Below are 18,386 nucleotides of genomic sequence, written 5' to 3' on the forward strand. Positions count from 1 at the left end.
GGCGCTTCGCCCCCACCCAGGGGCAGGCGCTGCCCTTTGCGACTTTATCATCTGCCAATTGGCGGGGCTCATGCTATGCAGGTGACTATGATCCGTATTCCTTTCCTGCTCCTTGGCCTGCTCTTCCTTACTGCCTGCGGCGACAGCCTCGTGGGGCGAGACGCCCGGATCCTCGCCATGGGCGATTCGATGATGGCGTGGAACGGCCTCAGCGGCCAGTCGATCCCCGATGTGGTCGCATCCGAGTTACAGGAGCCGGTCATCGACCGTTCGGTGACGGGCGCGCGGATGATTTACAGGCTGCCCATCAGTGGCGCGGCGGGGCTGTCGATCCCCAAGCAATACCGCGCCGGTCCCTGGGATTGGGTGATCCTGAACGGCGGTGGCAACGACCTGCTCTTGGGGTGCGGCTGTGCGGTCTGCGACCGCAAGCTGGACAAGCTGATCTCGGACGATGGCGCGCAGGGCGCCCTGCCAGAGTTGGTGGCCCGCATTCGTGCGGCGGGTGCGAAGGTTATCGTGCTGGGGTATCTGCGCAGTCCCGGACGCTCCTCACCGATCGAGTCGTGCCGGGACGAGGGCGACATTCTGGATGCCCGGCTGACCCAACTGGCGGCGCGGGACGACGGGGTGACCTTTCTGCCGGCTGCCGGGTTGGTGCCGCATGGCGACCTCAGCTTTCATGCCGCGGACCGGATGCACCCGTCGATCAAGGGCAGCAGGGTCATTGGTGGCATGGTGGCAACCGTCATCCGGCAGCAGAACTGACCTCAGGCTGACGAGTAGAGATCGGTCGCACTGAACGCCTGCAACAGAAAACCCCCGCACGATGGCGGGGGTTTTTGTGTTTCACTTTATGTCTGACCGAGGGCCGGGATCAGCAGATCGCCGCGGCTTTCACGTCATCGTCGATATAGGGCAGGTATTGCTCGAAGTTGTCAGAGAACATTTGCACCAGCTTCTCGGCCTGGACGTCATAGGCGGATGTGTCGTCCCAGGTGCGGCGTGGATCCAGCAGCACTTCGGCAACGCCGGGGGCCGCGACCGGCACGTCGAAGCCGAAGTTCGGATCCTTGCGGAAGTCCGCATTGGCCAGCGATCCGTCGAGGGCAGCGGTCAGGAGCGCGCGGGTCGCCTTGATCGGCATCCGCGAGCCGGTGCCGTAGGCGCCGCCGGTCCAGCCGGTGTTCACCAGCCAGCAGCTGGCACCATGTTGGGCGATCTTCTCGCGCAGGAGGTTGCCGTAAACTTCCGGGCGGCGCGGCATGAAGGGCGCACCAAAGCAGGTGGAGAACGTGGGCTCAGGTTCGGTCACGCCACGCTCGGTGCCCGCCACCTTGGAGGTAAAGCCGGAGAGGAAGTGATACATCGCCTGCGCCGGGGTCAGACGGGCGATCGGAGGCAGCACGCCGAAGGCATCACAGGTCAGCATGATGATGTTCTTGGGGTGACCGCCGCGCGCCGAGGCCGAGGCGTTGGAGATGTAGTGCAGCGGGTAGGCACACCGCATGTTGGCGGTCAGGCTGTCGTCCTCGAAGTTGAGGTCGAAGGTCTGCGGATCGAAGGTCATGTTCTCGATCACGGTGCCGAATTTCTCGGTGGTGGCGTAGATCTCGGGCTCGGCCTCGGGGTTGAGGTTGATGGTCTTGGCGTAGCAGCCGCCCTCGAAATTGAAGGTGCCGTTGGAGGCCCAGCCGTGCTCATCGTCGCCGATCAGCACCCGGTCCGGGTCGGCGGAGAGCGTGGTCTTGCCAGTGCCGGAGAGGCCGAAGAACACCGCAGTGTCGACAGGGTTGCCCTTGGCGTGGTTGGCGGAGCAGTGCATCGGCATGATGCCCTTTTCCGGCAGGAGGTAGTTCAGCAGGGTGAAGACGGATTTCTTGTTCTCGCCGGCATATTCGGTGCCGCCGATCAGGATCAGCTTGCGGTCGAAGTTGAGCGCGATCACGGTTTCGGAGCGGCAATTGTGCTTGGCCGGGTCGGCCTGGAAGCTGGGGCAGTTGATGATGGTGAAATCGGACACGAAATCATCCAGATCCTCAAGGTCGGGACGCCGCAGCAGGTGGCGGATGAAGAGGCTGTGCCAGGCCAGCTCGGTCACCATGCGGACGTTGATCGCATGCACCGGGTCGGCGCCGCCCACGAGATCCTGCACGAAATACTCGCGGCCTTTCATGTGCTCCAGCATGTCGAGGTAGAGCGCGTCGAACCCCTCGGGGGTCATTTCTGCGTTGTTCTCCCACCAGATGGTGTCGGCGACGCTGTCGCTCTTGACCACATGCTTATCCTTTGGGGAGCGGCCGGTGAACTTGCCGGTGGTCACCAGGAAGGCGCCGCCCTTGCCCAGCGTGCCTTCGCCGCGGCCCAGGGCCGCTTCGACCAGCGCAGGCTCCATGAGGTTGTAATAGACATTGCCCAGACCCTCGATCCCTTGATCCTCGAGGCGGAATTGCGGGTTTACCCGTCCAGATGTCATCGCTTGTCTCTCCTGGGTGTCGGCCTGTTGCGTAGGGCTGTGGCCGCATGGAACTTTCGCTGCGCCGATTGGCACCGAGGCGCAATAATAGCACCTCCTGAACGGGTCTTAACATGAGGTTTTGCGGAAAGAACAGGACGCTTTGGCGCAGTTAGCGCAACCACGCAAACCTTTAGCGCCACCAATGTTTCGCATAGGCGCCATCGCAGTTTCACTTGGCGGTCTTTAACCAATGCTAAGACATTTTTGCGTCAATGGATGCCAAGATTTTGCCTGATTCGTTAATCAGGGATTGATTCGCGGCGTCTTCCAAGCGACAAAGGACGTAAAATAAACGAATAATGAGCAGATAGGGCTAATTCCGATGTCAAAGATTGCTTTGGTCGATGACGACAGGAACATTCTGACCTCGGTGTCTATGACGCTGGAGGCCGAAGGGTTCGAGGTCGAAACCTACCACGACGGACAGGCTGCACTCGACGCCTTTAACAAACGCCTGCCGGACATGGCGGTTCTGGACATCAAGATGCCCCGGATGGACGGCATGGATTTGCTGCAGCGCCTGCGCCAGAAAAGCCAGATGCCGGTGATCTTCCTCACCTCCAAGGATGATGAGATCGACGAGGTGCTTGGCCTGCGCATGGGCGCGGACGATTATGTCAAAAAACCCTTTTCACAGCGCTTGTTGGTGGAACGCATCCGTGCGCTGCTGCGCCGTCAGGAAGCCGTGGCCACCGATGAGGTCGGCACAGCGCCTGAAACCAAGGTGATGGAACGCGGCGAGCTGCGCATGGACCCGCTGCGCCACGCGGTCAGCTGGAAAGGGCAGGACGTGTCCCTGACCGTGACCGAGTTCCTGTTGTTGCAAGCCCTGGCGCAACGCCCCGGATTTGTCAAAAGCCGCGATCAGTTGATGGATGTGGCCTACGATGATCAGGTCTATGTGGATGACCGGACCATCGACAGCCATATCAAACGCCTGCGCAAGAAGATGCGGAGCGCGGATCCTGATTTTGCGGCGATCGAGACCCTCTACGGGATCGGCTATCGCTACAATGAAGAGTAAGTTTCCGATCTTCGGGAGCTTGGGTGGAGACATACGCGCATGCGCGACAGTGGCATGACGGATTCGTACCGGCAGATGGATCGGGATGAACGTCGGGACAATGACCTTGTTCTCGGTGACGATTGGGTTGCACCAGAACAGACCGTTGGGCGCGAGATGCAGGCGAAGCGGGCGCGTCGGGGATTTTTGTCCCTGCGCAGCTCGCCCCTGACGCGCAAGATTATCACCTTCAACCTGATCGCTCTGATCATCATGGTGTCAGGCATCCTATACCTGAATTCCGCGCGTCAGAGCCTGGTGTATCAGCGGCTGGGCACGCTGGTCTCCGAGGCGATGCTGGCAGCCGACGTTGTAGAAGCGCAGCTGCCGACAGAGACTGCAGGCGCGCCGGTTGCGATCACCGATTCCGATGTGGAGCCCACGCTGGAGACCCTGTCGCTGCGGGCCGGGGTCGAAGTCTTCGTGTTTGACACGGCACAGGCGCTGGTGGATCGGCAGAAAGGTGTTGCGCGGGCTGACACCCTGAACCTGCTGAACGAAAACGAAGGCGGTTCGACGCTGATCTCCGATACGCTCACGGCACTCTGGACGGCGGTCGGAGGAAGTCGTGCACCGGAACAGACCGGGGCAGTCGCAATTTCCGAAGGCCAGCTGACAAATTTGACGGAGCGGGCCTTGCGGGATGGCACTCAGGTCGCTGCGGTGCCGGATACAGCGGGCGGGACGGTTTACGCCGCAGCCACGCCGATCATGCAGGCCGGGCAGACCGCCGGTGTTCTGGTGATGACATCGGCAACCGGTGAAATCGACCGGTTGGTGCGAATCGAACGCGAGCGCGTGTTACAGATGTTCATTGTGGCGCTGATGGTGTCTGTCGGCCTCAGTCTCGTGCTGGCCTCGACAATCGCCAACCCGCTCGCCGATCTGGCAGAGGCGGCGGAACTGGGTAAGGATCGCGACGATGACAAGGTAAAACCGGGTCGAATTCGCATCCCGGACCTCTCTGCGCGCCCGGATGAGATCGGTCGGTTGAGCCGCGCGCTGCGTGGCATGGTGAAAGCGCTATATAATCGTATCGATAGTAACGAACAATTTGCAGCTGATGTGGCACATGAGATCAAGAACCCTCTGGCCAGCCTGCAGTCTGCGGTCGGCACGCTGCGCATGGTTCACCGGGAGGACCAGCGGGAGAAGCTGATGGAAGTGATTGAACATGATGTGCGCCGCCTCGACCGGTTGGTGAGTGATATCTCCAACGCGTCGCGGCTCGATGCGGAACTGGTGAAGGAGGACGAAGAGGATTTCGACCTGCTCCACATGCTCGGCAATCTGAACCAGTATCTGGGCGAGGATGCGCGCGGCAAGGGCATCGACTACATCACCGAACTGCCGAACGAGCCGATCGAGATCCGGGGTCTTGAGGCGCGTTTGGCACAGGTGTTCGTCAACCTGATTTCCAACGCGATCTCTTTCTGCGAGGAGGGCGATGCGATCCGGGTCTGGGCGCGTCGGCGCGAAAATCGGGTGCTTGTGGTGGTCGAGGACACGGGCCCCGGTATTCCGGAACAGGCGCTGTCGAAGATCTTCAAACGGTTCTACTCGCAGCGTCCGGACGAGCATTTCGGCAACAACTCGGGCCTTGGTCTGGCGATTTCCAAGCAGATCGTCGAGGCGCATGGCGGCGTGATCTGGGCTGAGAACATTCGCCCGACCGAAGCGGATCTGACCTCCGAGCCACTTGGCGCGCGTTTCGTGGTCGGCCTGCCGGTCTGACCGTGGTCACCGGAGCTTCTGCCGGCACTGTATTGCACGCCAGTTGCGTCGCGCTCGAGGGGCGCGGCGTTCTCATTTCCGGACAGTCGGGGAGCGGTAAATCTGCTCTGGCGCTTGAGTTGATGGCACGCGGGGCGGTGCTGGTGGCCGATGATCGCACAGAGATCCGTCGAGCGGGCACCAGGTTGCTGGCAAAGGCGCCAGCGCCGATCTGCGGTCTGATCGAGGCACGCGGCGTGGGCATCTTGCGTGCTGATGTGGTGGCTGAGGTACAACTTCACGTCATTGTGGACATGAGCCAGCTTGAAACTGACCGGCTTCCGCGCCACGTACGACAGCAGGTTCTGGGCGTATCACTGCCCAGTCTGAAGCGCGCGGAAGGCGACCATTTCGCGGCCGCGCTGATCCAGTATCTGAAAGGCGGAGCCATTGACCCCGACGGAAATCGAACCCCTTTGTGATGCCAACGGTGCTGTTGCCTCGCGGCCGCCGCCCCTCGTGTTGGTGACTGGTCCGTCCGGGGCCGGGCGGACCACCGCACTCAACGTGCTGGAGGATCTTGATTTTGAGGCGATCGACAACCTGCCATTGCGGCTGGTTCCGGGGCTTGTGGATGCGGGCGGTGCGGATCGTCCTCTGGTGTTGGGGCTGGATCCGCGAAACCGTGATTTTTCGACCGAAGCGCTGATCGATGTGATTGATCTGCTGAAGAGCCGGCGCGGGATCGAAACCACTGTGGTCTATCTGGACGCGCGACCCGAAGTCTTGCTGCGCCGGTTCTCCGAGACCCGCAGGCGGCATCCGCTGTCGCCGGCAGAGAGCCCGGAATTGGGGGTCAGTCGCGAGCTGGATCTGATGCGCGCGATCCGTGACCGTTCGGATGTCATCATTGATACCTCCGAGCTGAACGTGCATCAGCTGCGGGCCGAGGTAGAGCGGGTGTTTGCGCCTAAGGGTGGCCGCGCGCTCGCTGTGGCACTGCATAGTTTTTCATACAAGCGCGGCATACCGCGCAGCGTCGATATGGTGTTCGATTGTCGGTTTCTGGCGAACCCCTATTGGGAACCAGCGCTGCGGTCCCATGACGGGCGCGACGTCGAAGTCCAAGACTACGTGATGGCGGATGCCAAGTTTCAGGGGTTCTTTGATCGGGTCCTGGATCTGACACTTTCATTGCTCCCGGCCTACCGCGAGGAAGGGAAATCCCATTTCTCCATCGGGTTTGGTTGCACAGGTGGGCAACACCGTTCGGTAACTTTGGCCGAAACCTTGGCAAAGGCCCTTGCACGCGCAGGCCAGCAGGTGTCAATTAGGCACCGCGAGCTGCCTGGCCAGCCATTGAAGTGAGAGAGCCGCTTGATCGGGATCGTGATTGTTGCACATGGAGGGTTGGCCAAGGAATACTTGGCTGCCGTTGAACATGTCGTCGGGCGTCAGCCTGCGCTGATGGCCATCGCCATCGGCCCTGATGACGACCGTGATGCCAAGCAGGATGAGATCTGTTCTGCCGCGAATGCCGTCGACATTGGCGACGGTGTGGTCGTGGTTACAGATCTTTTTGGCGGCAGCCCCTCCAACCTCAGCCTGCGCGCCTGTGCGCCCGCCAACCGTCGGATTCTCTATGGTGCCAATCTTCCCATGTTGATCAAGCTGGCGAAGTCCCGCCATCTGCCGGTGGCAGATGCAGTTCGCCATGCGATGGAAGCAGGGCGCAAATATATCAATTCCCAAAATGTGAACCCTGAAGGGGGCGCGGCAGAATAAATGGCTCGAAAGACACTAGAAATTATAAATGAGAAGGGCCTTCATGCCCGTGCGTCCGCCAAGTTGGTGGAAGTGGTTGAGGGCTTTGATGCCTCCGCAGAAGTCATCAAGGATGGTATGTCGGCCTCAGGTGACAGCATCATGGGGCTTTTGATGTTGGCAGCGTCGAAGGGAACGACTATTGACGTCGAAACCTCGGGACCTGACGCAGACGCGTTGGCCTCTGCCGTTGCGGCCTTGGTGGCTGACAAATTTGGCGAAGGCTACTAGTCTGTCGGAACGGTCCAAAAAGACGGGACAGGTGAAAGTGGCTGACACCGCACATAATAATGATTCCGGCCTCACGTCGAAGGACGCGCAGGGCGTTTCCACGGGCGAGGTCTATGATCGTCGCACTCTGACTTACGCCAATTCCTTTGACGACCGCTGGACCTCGCTGGCGATCCGTACCCTGGAGTGGTTGACGGGCAAGCTTACCATTTTGCGCATGGTCTCGAAGTTCGAGAAGCGCAATGCCGACTATCGCGGCAACAAGTTCTGGCGCGGCGCTCTCGACGTCATGGGCATCGAGCTGCAGACTCCAGACGAGCAGATCAACAATATTCCCGAAGACGGCCCGGTGGTTGTGGTGGCAAACCATCCGCACGGTATGGTCGACGGCATGATCTTTGCCGATCTGATCGGGCGGCGGCGGCTCGATTACCGTATCCTGACCCGCTCGGTGCTGACCGGACTGGACGAGGCGGCCACGTCTTTCATGATCCCGGTTCCGTTCCCGCACGACCCGGATGCGCAGCGCAAGATGGTTGAGATGCGCGCCAAGGCAATGGCGCATCTGAAAGAAGGCGGTGTGGTCGCGCTGTTCCCGTCCGGCGTTGTGATGTCGTCCGAAAGCTGGTTTGGCCCTCCGGTCGAGCAGGAGTGGAACGTCTTCACCGCGCAGCTCATTCGCCGTTCCGGCGCCAAGGTCGTGCCGATGTTCTTCCCGGGCCGGAATTCCCGCGCCTATCAGATTGCCTGCAGGATCTCACCGACCTTGCGGCAGGGGTTGCTGCTGCATGAAATCGTTCGATCATGCAATAAACCTCAGGCCCCTGTGGTGGGCGAGGCGCTGACGGAAGAGCAGATGGAGCGGCTGCACAGCGATCCACGCGGCTTCATGGCCTGGCTGCGCGAACACACGCTCAATCTTGGAAAGAAGGGCTGAGAGGTCTTATGTCCTGGCGGCCTGTTTTCCGGTCGCCAAGACAACAGCTTTGCGCCTGCATCATCGCCTGCGTCCTGACGGCAGGCGATGACGACGCGACTTGGATCGCTTAGCGCGTGGGGACCGGGGTCTCACCGCGGTAGTCGTAAAAGCCACGCTGGGTCTTACGACCAAGCCAGCCAGCCTCGACGTATTTGGTGAGCAGCGGGCAGGGACGGTATTTCGTATCCGCCAGCCCATCGTGCAGCACGTTCATGATCGCAAGGCAGGTGTCGAGGCCGATGAAGTCCGCCAGCTCCAGCGGTCCCATCGGATGGTTGGCGCCCAGCTTCATCGATTCGTCGATCGAACGTACCGAGCCAACCCCCTCGTAGAGCGTGTAGACCGCCTCGTTGATCATCGGCATCAGGATGCGGTTGACGATGAACGCCGGGAAGTCCTCGGCGCTGGCGGCGGTCTTGCCGAGCTTTTCCACCACGGCCTGGCAGGTCTTGAACGTGTCTTCATCGGTGGCGATGCCGCGAATGAGTTCGACCAGCTGCATCACCGGCACCGGGTTCATGAAGTGGAACCCCATGAAGCGCTCCGGTCGGTCGGTGCGACTGGCCAGGCGGGTGATGGAAATCGACGACGTATTGGAGGTGAGAATCGTATGCGGCAGGAGATGCGGCAGCAGGTCTTCGAAAATTGCCTGCTTTACGGTCTCACGTTCGGTTGCGGCCTCGATGACCAGATCGGTCTTGCCAATGTCGGCCAGCACCAGCGTGGTTGAAATCCGCTCCATTGAGGCGGCCACTTCCTCGTCCGAGATCTTGCCGCGCCCGGCCTGACGGGCAAGGTTCTTCTGGATCAGAGACAGGCCGCTGTCGAGCGCTTGTTGGCTTATGTCATTGAGAACAACATGAAATCCGGACAATGCCATGACATGGGCGATGCCATTTCCCATCTGACCTGCCCCGATAATCCCGACTGTTTTCACATCCATGATGGTTGGCCTTTCCTTGTGCCTGCGGCGGGATACTACCGGTTTCGCAACTGCAGAAACAAGGCCGATCCGGCAAGATACATCGGGTTTTCGGCAAAATCACCATTTAGCAGTTTGGAAAGATTCTGACGCCAATATGGCTCTTGGGTGAAAAAGTGGTGGACGAAATGAGCTATGAACTCAAAAGCGCCGACGCGCTTGTGAGCGAAATATGCAGCTACGGAGAGTCACGGCTGCATGTCAGGGGGCCCGCGCGGGATTTGCGCGATCCCTATCTCAGTTTCCTAGGTGGGACTGAGGTGTTTGGCCGGTTTGTGGAACGACCGTTTCCGCAGGGTGTAGAAGGGCAGGTGGGACTGGCCTGTGTCAACCTGGGGTCGATAAATGCTGGTGTCGATGCCTTCGTGTATGATGACAGCCTGATGGAGGTCGCTGCCGGGGGGCAGTTGACGATCCTGCAGGTGATGGGGGCACAGAACCTTACAAACAGTTTCTACAAGGTGCATCCGCGCCGGAATGACCGTTTTCTGCGCCCCTATGATGCGTTGGTGCATTTGTTTCCCGAAATCGACTTTACCGACTACCATTTCAACAAACACATGCTGACATCGCTGAAGGCCGTGTCCTCGGAGCGCTTCGAGCGGGTCTGTGCGGAGCTGCAGGAAACCTGGCTCATGCGCATGGGGCGGTTGATCGAGGGGCTGCAGGGGCGTGTGGTGTTGCTGTGGCTGCGCTACGACATGGGAACCGCCGAGACCCTGGGGCCGTCGCCGAGCCTCGTGGAGCGCTCCATGGTGGACGTGCTGCGGCCCAGCGTTGATGGTGTGATCGAGTTGGAGGTCGCAACTGCCGCGCAGGCGCAGGATGTTCCGGGTATGATTTTTGGCCCGATGGATCTGCCGGCGGCACGGCTGATGCTGGGGCCGAAAGAGCATGATCGCATTTCGGATGCGGTGGCATCACATCTGTTGAGTTTGTTGGCCGCGGCATGACCCCGCAAATGCGGTCTTTATCTGCCGCATCTGTCGGAGCGCGCATCGGGGTTTCAGTCGGGGTCGGAAAGTAAAAGAGCCCGCGCAGTGCACGGGCTCTTCGGGTGTTTGGGACCTTTCAGGACCGGTTAGCCGAGCTTCTCGGTCAGTTCTGGGACTGCAGCGAAAAGGTCTGCGACCAGACCAAAGTCGGCAACCTGGAAGATCGGCGCTTCTTCGTCCTTGTTGATCGCAACGATCACTTTGGAGTCCTTCATGCCCGCGAGGTGCTGGATCGCGCCGGAGATCCCCACAGCGATATAGAGCTCCGGTGCAACCACTTTGCCGGTCTGACCCACCTGCCAGTCGTTCGGTGCAAAGCCCGAATCGACCGCCGCGCGGGATGCGCCAACAGCGGCGCCCAGCTTGTCGGCCAGTGCTTCGATGATCTTGAAGTCTTCCTCGGAGCCAACGCCGCGTCCACCGGACACAACCACACCTGCGGAGGTCAGTTCCGGGCGGTCGCTCTCGGCGACCTTGTCCTCGACCCAGGACGACAGGCCCGGGTTGTCGGCGGCGGAGACGCTGTCCACGGAGGCAGAGCCGCCTTCGGCTGCGGCGTCAAAAGTGGAAGTCCGGAAGGAGATCACTTTCTTCGCATCGGAAGACTTCACCACCTGGATCGCGTTGCCAGCATAGATCGGGCGCTCGAAGGTGTCGGCGTCCACCACCGCGGTCACGTCAGAGATCACCATCACGTCGAGCAGAGCCGCCACGCGGGGCAGGATGTTCTTGGCGTCGGTGGTCGCGGGCGCAACGATGTGGCTGAAGTCGGAGGCGAGGCCCGCGATCAGCGCTGCGGTTGGTTCTGCCAGGCGATGGCCGAGGCTTTCGTCTTCGGCGACCAGCACCTTGGCAACACCGTCGATCTTGGCGGCGGCGTCACCGGCTGCGGCAGCAGAGGCGCCAGCGGCCAGAACGGTCACATCGCCCAAGGACTTGGCAGCAGATACGGCCTTGGCAGTGGCGTCATATGCCAGCTCACCATTGGTAACTTCGGCAAGGAGAAGAACAGCCATTACACAGCTCCCGCTTCTTTGAGTTTCGCAACCAGCTCGTCGACGGAGCCCACGATGATGCCAGCGGAGCGGGCCTCGGGTTCCTTGGTCTCCACCACGGTCAGGCGCGGGGTGACATCGACGCCGTAGTCAGTAGCGGTTTTCTCGTCGAGCGGCTTTTTCTTTGCCTTCATGATGTTCGGCAAGGACGCATACCGCGGCTCGTTGAGACGCAGATCGACGGTCACGATGGTCGGCATCTTGACGGAGATGGTCTGCAGACCGCCGTCCACCTCACGGGTGACCTTGGCGTTGTCGCCGTCGATGTCCACCTCAGAGGCGAAGGTCGCCTGGCTCCAGCCCAGAAGCGCGGAGAGCATCTGGCCGGTGGCGTTCATGTCGTTGTCGATCGCCTGCTTGCCCGCAAGAACCAGCCCGGGCTGTTCTTCTTCGACAACCTTGGCGAGGATCTTGGCAACCGCGAGCGGCTCGATGTCCTGATGCACATCGTCGGCAGCAACCACCAGGATGGCGCGGTCGGCACCCATGGCCAGGGCAGTGCGCAGGGTTTCCTGAGACTGCTTGACGCCGATGGAGACTGCGATGACCTCATCCGCCTTGCCGGCTTCCTTGAGGCGGATCGCCTCTTCGACGGCAATCTCGTCGAAGGGGTTCATCGACATCTTGACGTTGGCGAGATCGACACCGCTTCCGTCCGCTTTGACGCGGACTTTCACGTTATAATCAATCACGCGTTTGACAGGCACGAGTACCTTCATAGTGCGTTTCTCCTTAACAATCGGGATCCGCTCACACGGGCCCCATGAGTGCTCTCGGAGTGTTGATATCGACTAGAGGGCCACGACAACAGGGTAAAATCGTCACGTTGTGGGTCGCGGACGTCGCGTTTGCAGAAAGAGTTGCGAATTTCGTTGCGGAATTTTCGGAATAAAATCCGCGCATGAGGCGCAAAAAAAGACCCCCGCGCCAACTGGCACGGGGATGTTTGCGGTAGCAGTGTCGAATCGGTTCTACGCTGACGCACTGTGTCGGCTCAGCGGTTGGCGCCCGGAACCCAGAGCACATCTTTTTCACCGTTTTCATTGGCAATGCGGGAGGCGACGAAAAACCAGTCTGAAAGCCGGTTCAGATAGATCAATACCGCCTCATTCACATCCTCCAGCGTTGCCAGTTCGGTTGTCAGACGCTCGGCCCGGCGGGCGACCGTGCGGCACACATGCAGATGCGCGGACAATGCGCTGCCACCCGGCAACACAAAGCTGCGCAAGGGCGTGAGCAATGTGTTCATCTCGTCGATCTCGGCTTCGAGCCGATCCACTTGAGCCTGCGCCAGGCGAAGGGGCGGATACTCTGCCTCCGCGTCCAAATGCATGTCAGGCCGGCACAGGTCTGCGCCCAGGTCGAAGAGGTCGTTCTGGATGCGCGCCAGACTGGCGTCGAGTTCGGCCTCGGCTGTCAGCCGCGCGACACCGACTTGAGCGTTCAACTCGTCCGATGTGCCATAGGCGGTGACGCGGGCGGAGTGCTTTGCAACACGGCTGCCATTGCCAAGCGCAGTGTCGCCCTTGTCCCCGGTGCGGGTGTAGATCTTGCTCAGAACCACCATGCTCAGTTTCCTCCGCTGGTAAAGAAGACAAAGGCCAGCAGCAGAACCACAGCCAGAAATTGAAAGAAGATCCGCAGCTGCATCATCTTGTTGCCATTCTTGCGATTGAATTCGCCGCCAGCGCCGAAGCCGCCGATGCCGATCGCCAACACGACGACCACAGCCGCCATTGCCAGGATGCCCAAGATGTAGAGTGAAGAGCCCATGGTCTGTCTGGTCCTTTATTGTCCTGAAGCACGCCGTGTGCGGCGTGTGCTGCGGCCCATCGGGCCCTGGTGGGACTATCTATAGCGCAGAAGAATGCGGTCAATCGCCCGTGTTGAGAGTATTCGCCGCAGCGTGCCAGCGATATAGGTCGGGGTGGTGACATAGTAACGCGGGCGGGGCCGAGCGGCCTCCAGTGCGTGGGCGAGTTTCTTCGAGACTGCCAAAGGTGGCAGCTCAAAGCTATCCGGGCCGCGCGATTCGTATAGGCGTTTCAATAAAGATTGCTCGTAGCGGTCGCGGATCGGAGAGGTCTTCCAGTCGATGTGTTTTTCAAAGTGCGGGATCGAATTTTCCCGGATTTTTGAGGTGACCGGGCCGGGCTCGATCAGCATCACGTGAATGCCGGTGCCGGACAACTCCAGCCGCAGCGTGTCGGTCAGACCTTCGATGGCGAATTTCGTGGCCGCGTAGGCGCCGCGCCAAGGGTAGGTCACCAATCCCAACACCGAAGAGTTCTGCACGATCCGGCCGTGGCCTTGCGCCCGCATCACCGGAATCACCTGCCGTGTCAGCTCGTGCCAGCCAAACACATTGGTTTCAAAAATCTCTCGCAACCCGTCGGTTGGTAGATCTTCGACTGCACCCGGCAGCCCATGCGCGCCATTGTTGAACAGCGCGTCCAAGGTGCCGCCGGTGGCGTCGAGCACCTCTGCGAGCCCACTGCGGATGGTTTTGGGGTCGGTATAATCGATGCGAGGACTGTCGAACCCTTCGGCGCGCAAGCGGTCACAATCGCTTTTGGTGCGACAGGAGGCAAAGACAAGCCAGCCACGGGCGCGCATGTCATGAGCCGCAGCATGGCCGATGCCGGAAGAGCAGCCGGTGATCAAAAGTGTCTTGGTCATAAAAGGTCCCCGGAATGTGTCCGGGGCCGAGTTATGACGCTTTCGCGCTCAGCAGGGAAGCAGCAATCCAGCCGACCTGACCCGTCTTTGGGTTTTCGAGCAGCGACCAGCCGGACGGGTCCTCATTGAGGACACGTACTTTGTCGCCGGCAAGCAGCTGGACCAGCACCGGAAAGCGGGTGCCGGGACCGAGACGGACATTGGCGCGGGAGGCGCGTATTCTGCGCATGTCACCGATGGGTTCCGGTGCGGCGACCGTTGCAATCGGGGTCGGGGCGGTTGCGGCTGTGGTGATGGTGCTTAGCCCACCTTCGATGGACCCGATGCGCAGGCCGGTTGCAGGCAGGTTGAGCGAGATGGGTTGCGGTACGTCCACGACGGAGGATGGCTCACGCAGCGTCACGTTGATCACGCTGGCGGCACTGCGCGCGGCTCTCTCCGGTGCGGGAGCAGCCTGATCGTTCGAGGCGGTCCTGACCGCGGATCGCTCCGGCGCGGAATAGGGGGTGAGAACCGGCGTCGCCAACTGCGTTTCTGCCGGGCGGCTGATGATGCGGTTGCGCGTGCTGCTGTCGGTGGCCTGCTGGATTTGCGTGTCAGTCGTCGGATGCGCAGGAGGTGTGAAATCCGCGCCGCCGCTGAGTTCGTAGAAGGCCAGGGCCAGGCCCGCAAATGAAACCATCAAAAACCGCGACATGGCGCATACTCCCTACAACAGATCGCATTAAACAATCGGACGTTCCCGCTCCCGCTCCCGCGTGAAACGCGGCAGGCACAAAGATGTTCCAGACCAGAAATGGCAACGAGAATCGCCCCAGGTGCGATCAATACTCCACAATCTTAACATAAAACGAGGGGGAGAGCTGCGTGTTTCCTCCCCCAACGGGCAGATTGCGACGCGAAAACTCAATTTTCACAGGGCTGTGCGGCCACGCTCCTGCTTTCATCTGATGAAAACCAAAGATGCCTGCTTGCCGCTCGACGAGGTGGGCAGTATCAGGTTTTCATGACCGACATCGTTGACGATCCCACGCCCGCCGACCCGCCTGACCACGCTGAGATGCGCGAACCGCTGCGTCGCGCTATTGGTGAGCGTTACCTGACCTATGCATTGAGCACGATCATGCATCGTGCGCTGCCCGACGCGCGGGATGGCCTGAAGCCTGTGCACCGCCGCATCCTCTATGCGATGAGCCGCCTGCGCTTGTCCTCCTCCGGCGGGTTTTTGAAATCCGCCAAGATCTCCGGCGACACCATGGGGGACTTCCACCCTCACGGTGATGCGGCGATCTATGATGCGATGGCGCGACTGGCGCAGGATTTTGCCGTGCGCTACCCGCTGGTCGATGGCCAGGGTAACTTTGGCAATATCGACGGCGACAACCCGGCCGCCTCGCGCTACACCGAAGCGCGGATGACCTTTATCGCCGAGGCGATGCTGGAAGGCCTGGGCGAAGACGCGGTTGATTTTCGCGACAACTATGATGGCCGCCTGCAAGAGCCGAGCGTTCTGCCCGCGACCTTCCCCAATATCCTCGCCAATGGCTCCAGCGGTATTGCTGTCGGCATGGCGACGAATATCCCACCGCACAACATTGCCGAGTTGGTCGACGCCTGCGTGCATCTGATCAAGTCGCCGAATGCGGGCGATGACACGCTGCTGCAATATGTGCCGGGACCGGATTTCCCCACCGGGGGTACGATCGTGGAGCCGCCGGAAAACATTGCCCAGGCCTATCGGACCGGGCGTGGTTCCTTCCGTCTGCGGGCAACCCACGAGATCGAGGACCTTGGCCGTGGCCAGTGGCAGATCGTGGTCACGGAAATTCCCTATCAGGTTCAGAAGTCCAAGCTGATCGAGAAGATCGCCGAGCTGATCCAGACCAAGAAGGTGCCGATCCTCGCCGATGTGCGCGATGAAAGCGCCGAGGACATCCGCATCGTTCTGGAACCGAAATCCAAGAATGTGGATCCGGAGGTTCTGATGGGGCTGATGTATCGCAGCTCCGATCTGGAGGTGCGGTTCTCGCTCAACATGAACGTGCTGATCGACGGGGTGACGCCGAAGGTCTGCTCGATGAAGGAGGTGCTGCGCGCCTTCCTCGACCACCGCCGCGACGTGCTGCAACGCCGCACGCGGCACCGGATGGCCAAGATTGACCACCGGCTGGAGGTGCTCGACGGCTTCATCATCGCCTTCCTCAATCTCGACCGGGTGATCGATATCATCCGTTACGACGACGACCCCAAGGCGGCGCTGATGCGCGAAGATTGGGGGCGTGAGCAGCCCCGGGCCTTTACCGAAGCGGAGTATCTGACCCCGCCGCCTGGTGATGGAGAGCTGTCTGAGGTTCAGGCCGAAGCGATCCTCAATATGCGCCTGCGCAGCTTGCGCAAGCTGGAGGAAATCGAACTGACGCGCGAGCGCGACGCGCTGCGCGAGGAGCGGGCCGGTCTGGCGGAGCTGTTGGACAGCGAAGATCTGCAGTGGAAAAAGATCACCGAGCAGCTGCGCGACACCAAGAAGCAGTTCGGCAAGAGCTACGCAGGTGGCGCTCGCCGCACCCGCTTTGCCGAAGCGGGAGACGTCGAGGACGTGCCGCTGGAAGCGATGATCGACCGTGAGCCGATCACGGTGGTCTGCAGCCAGATGGGCTGGATTCGGGCGATGACAGGCCATATCGACCTGACCCGCGAGCTGAAGTTCAAGGACGGCGACGGTGCGCGTTTCATCTTCCATGCGGAAACCACGGACCGGCTGCTGGCGTTCGGCTCCAACGGGCGTTTTTACACGCTTTCGGCAGCCAACCTGCCCGGCGGGCGCGGCATGGGAGAGCCGTTGCGGTTGATGGTGGACCTGCCCAACGAGGTGGAGATCGTCGATCTGTTCATCCACAATCCCGATGGTCGCCTGTTGGTGGCCTCGGATGCGGGCAACGGGTTTATCTGTGCTGAGAAGGAGATCGTGGCCCAGACCCGTGGCGGTAAGCAGGTGCTGAACGTCAAGGATGACGACCGCGCCAAGATCTGCATTCCGGTCTCCGGTGACCACGTGGCAGTGGTGTCGGAAAATGGCAAATTCCTGGTGTTCTCGGTTGAGGAACTGCCGGAGTTGACCCGTGGCAAAGGTGTGCGCCTGCAGAAGTACAATATGGCCCGCGGCCGACAGGGCTCGCTCGAGCTTGATGGCGGACTGGCGGATGTCACCACCTTCAACTGGGACGACGGGCTGCAGTGGGAAATGGGGGGCGGCAAGACGCGGCATGAGACCGACCTGAGCCAGTGGCTGGGCAAACGTGCCGGTGTTGGCAAGCGCCCGCCCTATGGGTTCCCCAAGGACTACAAATTCAAATGACGGCAATAATTTGCCAGAATGCCTGAAAACATGTGGCCCCCGCGCAACCGCGCGGGGGTTCGCCGTCTTGCGGGTTTACCGGGAGCAAAAACCCGGTCTATCACTTGGCAACCCTGACCCGACCGCGAGCTAGAGAGAATTCATGATCCGCACCCTTGCCCTTCTGGCCCTGACCGTTCTGGTTGCTGCCTGTACGCCACCGACCCCAGATGACGAGCTGCGCGATCTTGGTCGTTTCAAGCTGGGCCATAATATCGTCGTGGCGCCAAAGGTGCAGATGGTGCCCGGGTCCCGCAAGGTGGAGCCGGATGAATGGGTGGATGTTCTGACCAATGAAATGGCGGCGCGGTTCTCGCGTTACGAGGGCGATCAGCTTTATCACTTCGGATTGAGCGTCGAGGGCTATTTTGTGGCCCCCGGTGGTGTGCCCCTGGTGCTGAGCCCGAAATCCGTGCTCGCCATCAAGGTCACGGTCTGGGATGACGCCGCCAACAAGAAGCTGAACGCTGAGCCAGAGACCTTCACGGTGTTCGAGACCACCTCGGGCGAAAGCTTCCTGCTCGGCTCAGGCCATACCCGCACCCGCGACGAGCAGATGCTGGGTCTGGCGCGCAACGCGGTGAAGGAGATCGAGATCTGGATGTCGGAGAATCACGCGGAAGACCGCTGGTTTGCAGCGGAGGGCGAAGTTGCTCCCGCACCGGTGAAAAAGCCCGTGCAAAGCTGGAACAGCCCGTCCACGGCCAGCGAATAGCGCGTTTGTCAAGAACGAACCGCTTGATTTTTGCGCGCAAACCAAATAAGCCGCGCGCGCAGAGGAAACCGGGTCCCGTCGGACCCCCCAATATTCAAAAGGGCGCCTAAGGAATGGCAAAGGAAAAGTTTGAGCGTAACAAACCGCACGTCAACATCGGCACCATCGGCCACGTTGACCACGGTAAAACCACGCTGACCGCAGCAATCACCAAATACTTCGGTGACTTCCAGGCCTA

General features: G+C 60.7%; 20 protein-coding genes. 12 read left to right on the forward strand and 8 right to left on the reverse strand.

From position 1 onward, the window contains the following. Nucleotides 1-87: 87 nt before the first annotated feature. On the forward strand, nt 88-768 hold the full coding sequence (locus tag CLV89_RS13995; RefSeq protein ID WP_106164311.1) for an SGNH/GDSL hydrolase family protein: 681 nt from the start codon (nt 88-90) through the stop codon (nt 766-768). Between the two features lie 109 nt (nt 769-877). Here CLV89_RS13995 and CLV89_RS14000 read toward each other — a convergent pair whose 3' ends face one another. Beyond that, entirely contained in the window at nt 878-2,476 is a 1,599-nt protein-coding gene (locus tag CLV89_RS14000) for a phosphoenolpyruvate carboxykinase (RefSeq protein ID WP_106164273.1), read from the reverse strand. Between the two features lie 364 nt (nt 2,477-2,840). Here CLV89_RS14000 and CLV89_RS14005 point away from each other — a divergent pair, with 364 nt between their 5' ends. Genes CLV89_RS14005 through CLV89_RS14035 form a run of 7 tightly spaced genes read left to right on the forward strand, consistent with a single transcriptional unit; the run spans nt 2,841 to nt 8,286 of the window. Continuing rightward, on the forward strand, nt 2,841-3,542 hold the full coding sequence (locus tag CLV89_RS14005) for a response regulator transcription factor (RefSeq protein WP_106164274.1): 702 nt from the start codon (nt 2,841-2,843) through the stop codon (nt 3,540-3,542). Nucleotides 3,543-3,581: 39 nt separating this feature from the next. Beyond that, nucleotides 3,582-5,315: a sensor histidine kinase gene (locus CLV89_RS14010; RefSeq protein WP_106164275.1), complete on the forward strand. Its 1,734-nt coding sequence runs from the start codon at nt 3,582-3,584 to the stop codon at nt 5,313-5,315. 2 nt (nt 5,316-5,317) lie between these two features. Then, complete coding sequence (locus CLV89_RS14015) at nt 5,318-5,776, forward strand: HPr kinase/phosphorylase (RefSeq protein ID WP_106164276.1); 459 nt, start codon at nt 5,318-5,320, stop codon at nt 5,774-5,776. Next, nucleotides 5,760-6,662 carry an RNase adapter RapZ gene (rapZ, locus tag CLV89_RS14020; protein WP_394805042.1) on the forward strand — a complete coding sequence of 301 codons (903 nt, stop codon included), beginning with the start codon at nt 5,760-5,762 and terminating at the stop codon, nt 6,660-6,662. The genes CLV89_RS14015 and rapZ overlap by 17 nt, the downstream gene beginning before the upstream one ends. A gap of 9 nt (nt 6,663-6,671) precedes the next feature. Then, entirely contained in the window at nt 6,672-7,079 is a 408-nt protein-coding gene (locus CLV89_RS14025; RefSeq protein WP_106164278.1) for a PTS sugar transporter subunit IIA, read from the forward strand. Then, nucleotides 7,080-7,349: an HPr family phosphocarrier protein gene (locus CLV89_RS14030; RefSeq protein WP_106164279.1), complete on the forward strand. Its 270-nt coding sequence runs from the start codon at nt 7,080-7,082 to the stop codon at nt 7,347-7,349. Between the two features lie 37 nt (nt 7,350-7,386). Then, nucleotides 7,387-8,286, forward strand: coding sequence for a lysophospholipid acyltransferase family protein (locus CLV89_RS14035; RefSeq protein ID WP_207796933.1), 900 nt, complete (start codon nt 7,387-7,389; stop codon nt 8,284-8,286). A gap of 109 nt (nt 8,287-8,395) precedes the next feature. On the opposite strand, the gene CLV89_RS14040 is transcribed toward CLV89_RS14035, so the two are convergent. After that, nucleotides 8,396-9,271, reverse strand: coding sequence for a 3-hydroxybutyryl-CoA dehydrogenase (locus tag CLV89_RS14040; RefSeq protein ID WP_106164281.1), 876 nt, complete (start codon nt 9,269-9,271; stop codon nt 8,396-8,398). Between the two features lie 167 nt (nt 9,272-9,438). Between CLV89_RS14040 and CLV89_RS14045 the strand changes: the two genes are divergently transcribed. Continuing rightward, entirely contained in the window at nt 9,439-10,263 is an 825-nt protein-coding gene (locus CLV89_RS14045; protein WP_207796934.1) for a DUF6473 family protein, read from the forward strand. A gap of 128 nt (nt 10,264-10,391) precedes the next feature. Here the strand turns inward: CLV89_RS14045 and CLV89_RS14050 are convergent, their stop codons facing one another. The 6 genes from CLV89_RS14050 to CLV89_RS14075 all read right to left on the reverse strand — a co-directional run bounded on the left by CLV89_RS14050 (nt 10,392) and on the right by CLV89_RS14075 (nt 14,736). Further along, entirely contained in the window at nt 10,392-11,321 is a 930-nt protein-coding gene (locus CLV89_RS14050) for an electron transfer flavoprotein subunit alpha/FixB family protein (RefSeq protein WP_106164283.1), read from the reverse strand. Further along, nucleotides 11,321-12,079, reverse strand: a complete 759-nt coding sequence (locus CLV89_RS14055; RefSeq protein ID WP_106164284.1) for an electron transfer flavoprotein subunit beta/FixA family protein — start codon at nt 12,077-12,079, stop codon at nt 11,321-11,323. Before CLV89_RS14055 ends, CLV89_RS14050 begins: the two co-directional genes overlap by 1 nt. Nucleotides 12,080-12,354: 275 nt before the next feature. Then, entirely contained in the window at nt 12,355-12,927 is a 573-nt protein-coding gene (locus CLV89_RS14060) for a cob(I)yrinic acid a,c-diamide adenosyltransferase (protein WP_106164285.1), read from the reverse strand. 2 nt (nt 12,928-12,929) lie between these two features. Then, nucleotides 12,930-13,133: a twin transmembrane helix small protein gene (locus tag CLV89_RS14065; protein WP_106164286.1), complete on the reverse strand. Its 204-nt coding sequence runs from the start codon at nt 13,131-13,133 to the stop codon at nt 12,930-12,932. Nucleotides 13,134-13,208: 75 nt separating this feature from the next. Continuing rightward, nucleotides 13,209-14,039, reverse strand: a complete 831-nt coding sequence (locus tag CLV89_RS14070; RefSeq protein WP_106164287.1) for an SDR family NAD(P)-dependent oxidoreductase — start codon at nt 14,037-14,039, stop codon at nt 13,209-13,211. A 31-nt stretch (nt 14,040-14,070) separates the two neighbouring features. After that, on the reverse strand, nt 14,071-14,736 hold the full coding sequence (locus CLV89_RS14075) for an SH3 domain-containing protein (protein WP_106164288.1): 666 nt from the start codon (nt 14,734-14,736) through the stop codon (nt 14,071-14,073). 309 nt (nt 14,737-15,045) lie between these two features. On the opposite strand from CLV89_RS14075, the gene CLV89_RS14080 reads away from it, so the two are divergent. The 3 genes from CLV89_RS14080 to CLV89_RS14090 all read left to right on the forward strand — a co-directional run. After that, nucleotides 15,046-17,394 carry a DNA topoisomerase IV subunit A gene (locus CLV89_RS14080; protein WP_106164289.1) on the forward strand — a complete coding sequence of 783 codons (2,349 nt, stop codon included), beginning with the start codon at nt 15,046-15,048 and terminating at the stop codon, nt 17,392-17,394. A gap of 142 nt (nt 17,395-17,536) precedes the next feature. Next, nucleotides 17,537-18,148 (forward strand): hypothetical protein, encoded by a 612-nt coding sequence (locus CLV89_RS14085; protein WP_243395015.1) that lies wholly within the window; start codon nt 17,537-17,539, stop codon nt 18,146-18,148. Nucleotides 18,149-18,261: 113 nt separating this feature from the next. Next, nucleotides 18,262-18,386 (forward strand): GTP-binding protein (locus CLV89_RS14090; protein ID WP_239479786.1); only part of this gene is annotated, 125 nt, incomplete at its 3' end.

The sequence above is a fragment of the Tritonibacter scottomollicae genome (genome assembly GCF_003003215.1).
Classification (GTDB): domain Bacteria; phylum Pseudomonadota; class Alphaproteobacteria; order Rhodobacterales; family Rhodobacteraceae; genus Epibacterium; species Epibacterium scottomollicae.

Excerpts from the sequence above, each read along its gene's own strand:
- CLV89_RS14055 (WP_106164284.1), bottom strand. The coding sequence starts at position 12,079 with ATGAAGGTACTCGTGCCTGTCAAACGCGTGATTGATTATAACGTGAAA.
- CLV89_RS14065 (WP_106164286.1), bottom strand. The coding sequence starts at position 13,133 with ATGGGCTCTTCACTCTACATCTTGGGCATCCTGGCAATGGCGGCTGTG.
- CLV89_RS14010 (WP_106164275.1), top strand. The coding sequence starts at position 3,582 with ATGCGCGACAGTGGCATGACGGATTCGTACCGGCAGATGGATCGGGAT.
- CLV89_RS14050 (WP_106164283.1), bottom strand. The coding sequence starts at position 11,321 with ATGGCTGTTCTTCTCCTTGCCGAAGTTACCAATGGTGAGCTGGCATAT.
- CLV89_RS14080 (WP_106164289.1), top strand. The coding sequence starts at position 15,046 with ATGACCGACATCGTTGACGATCCCACGCCCGCCGACCCGCCTGACCAC.
- CLV89_RS14005 (WP_106164274.1), top strand. The coding sequence starts at position 2,841 with ATGTCAAAGATTGCTTTGGTCGATGACGACAGGAACATTCTGACCTCG.
- CLV89_RS14045 (WP_207796934.1), top strand. The coding sequence starts at position 9,439 with ATGAGCTATGAACTCAAAAGCGCCGACGCGCTTGTGAGCGAAATATGC.
- CLV89_RS13995 (WP_106164311.1), top strand. The coding sequence starts at position 88 with ATGATCCGTATTCCTTTCCTGCTCCTTGGCCTGCTCTTCCTTACTGCC.
- CLV89_RS14085 (WP_243395015.1), top strand. The coding sequence starts at position 17,537 with ATGATCCGCACCCTTGCCCTTCTGGCCCTGACCGTTCTGGTTGCTGCC.
- CLV89_RS14060 (WP_106164285.1), bottom strand. The coding sequence starts at position 12,927 with ATGGTGGTTCTGAGCAAGATCTACACCCGCACCGGGGACAAGGGCGAC.
- CLV89_RS14000 (WP_106164273.1), bottom strand. The coding sequence starts at position 2,476 with ATGACATCTGGACGGGTAAACCCGCAATTCCGCCTCGAGGATCAAGGG.
- CLV89_RS14040 (WP_106164281.1), bottom strand. The coding sequence starts at position 9,271 with ATGGATGTGAAAACAGTCGGGATTATCGGGGCAGGTCAGATGGGAAAT.
- CLV89_RS14075 (WP_106164288.1), bottom strand. The coding sequence starts at position 14,736 with ATGTCGCGGTTTTTGATGGTTTCATTTGCGGGCCTGGCCCTGGCCTTC.
- CLV89_RS14070 (WP_106164287.1), bottom strand. The coding sequence starts at position 14,039 with ATGACCAAGACACTTTTGATCACCGGCTGCTCTTCCGGCATCGGCCAT.
- CLV89_RS14030 (WP_106164279.1), top strand. The coding sequence starts at position 7,080 with ATGGCTCGAAAGACACTAGAAATTATAAATGAGAAGGGCCTTCATGCC.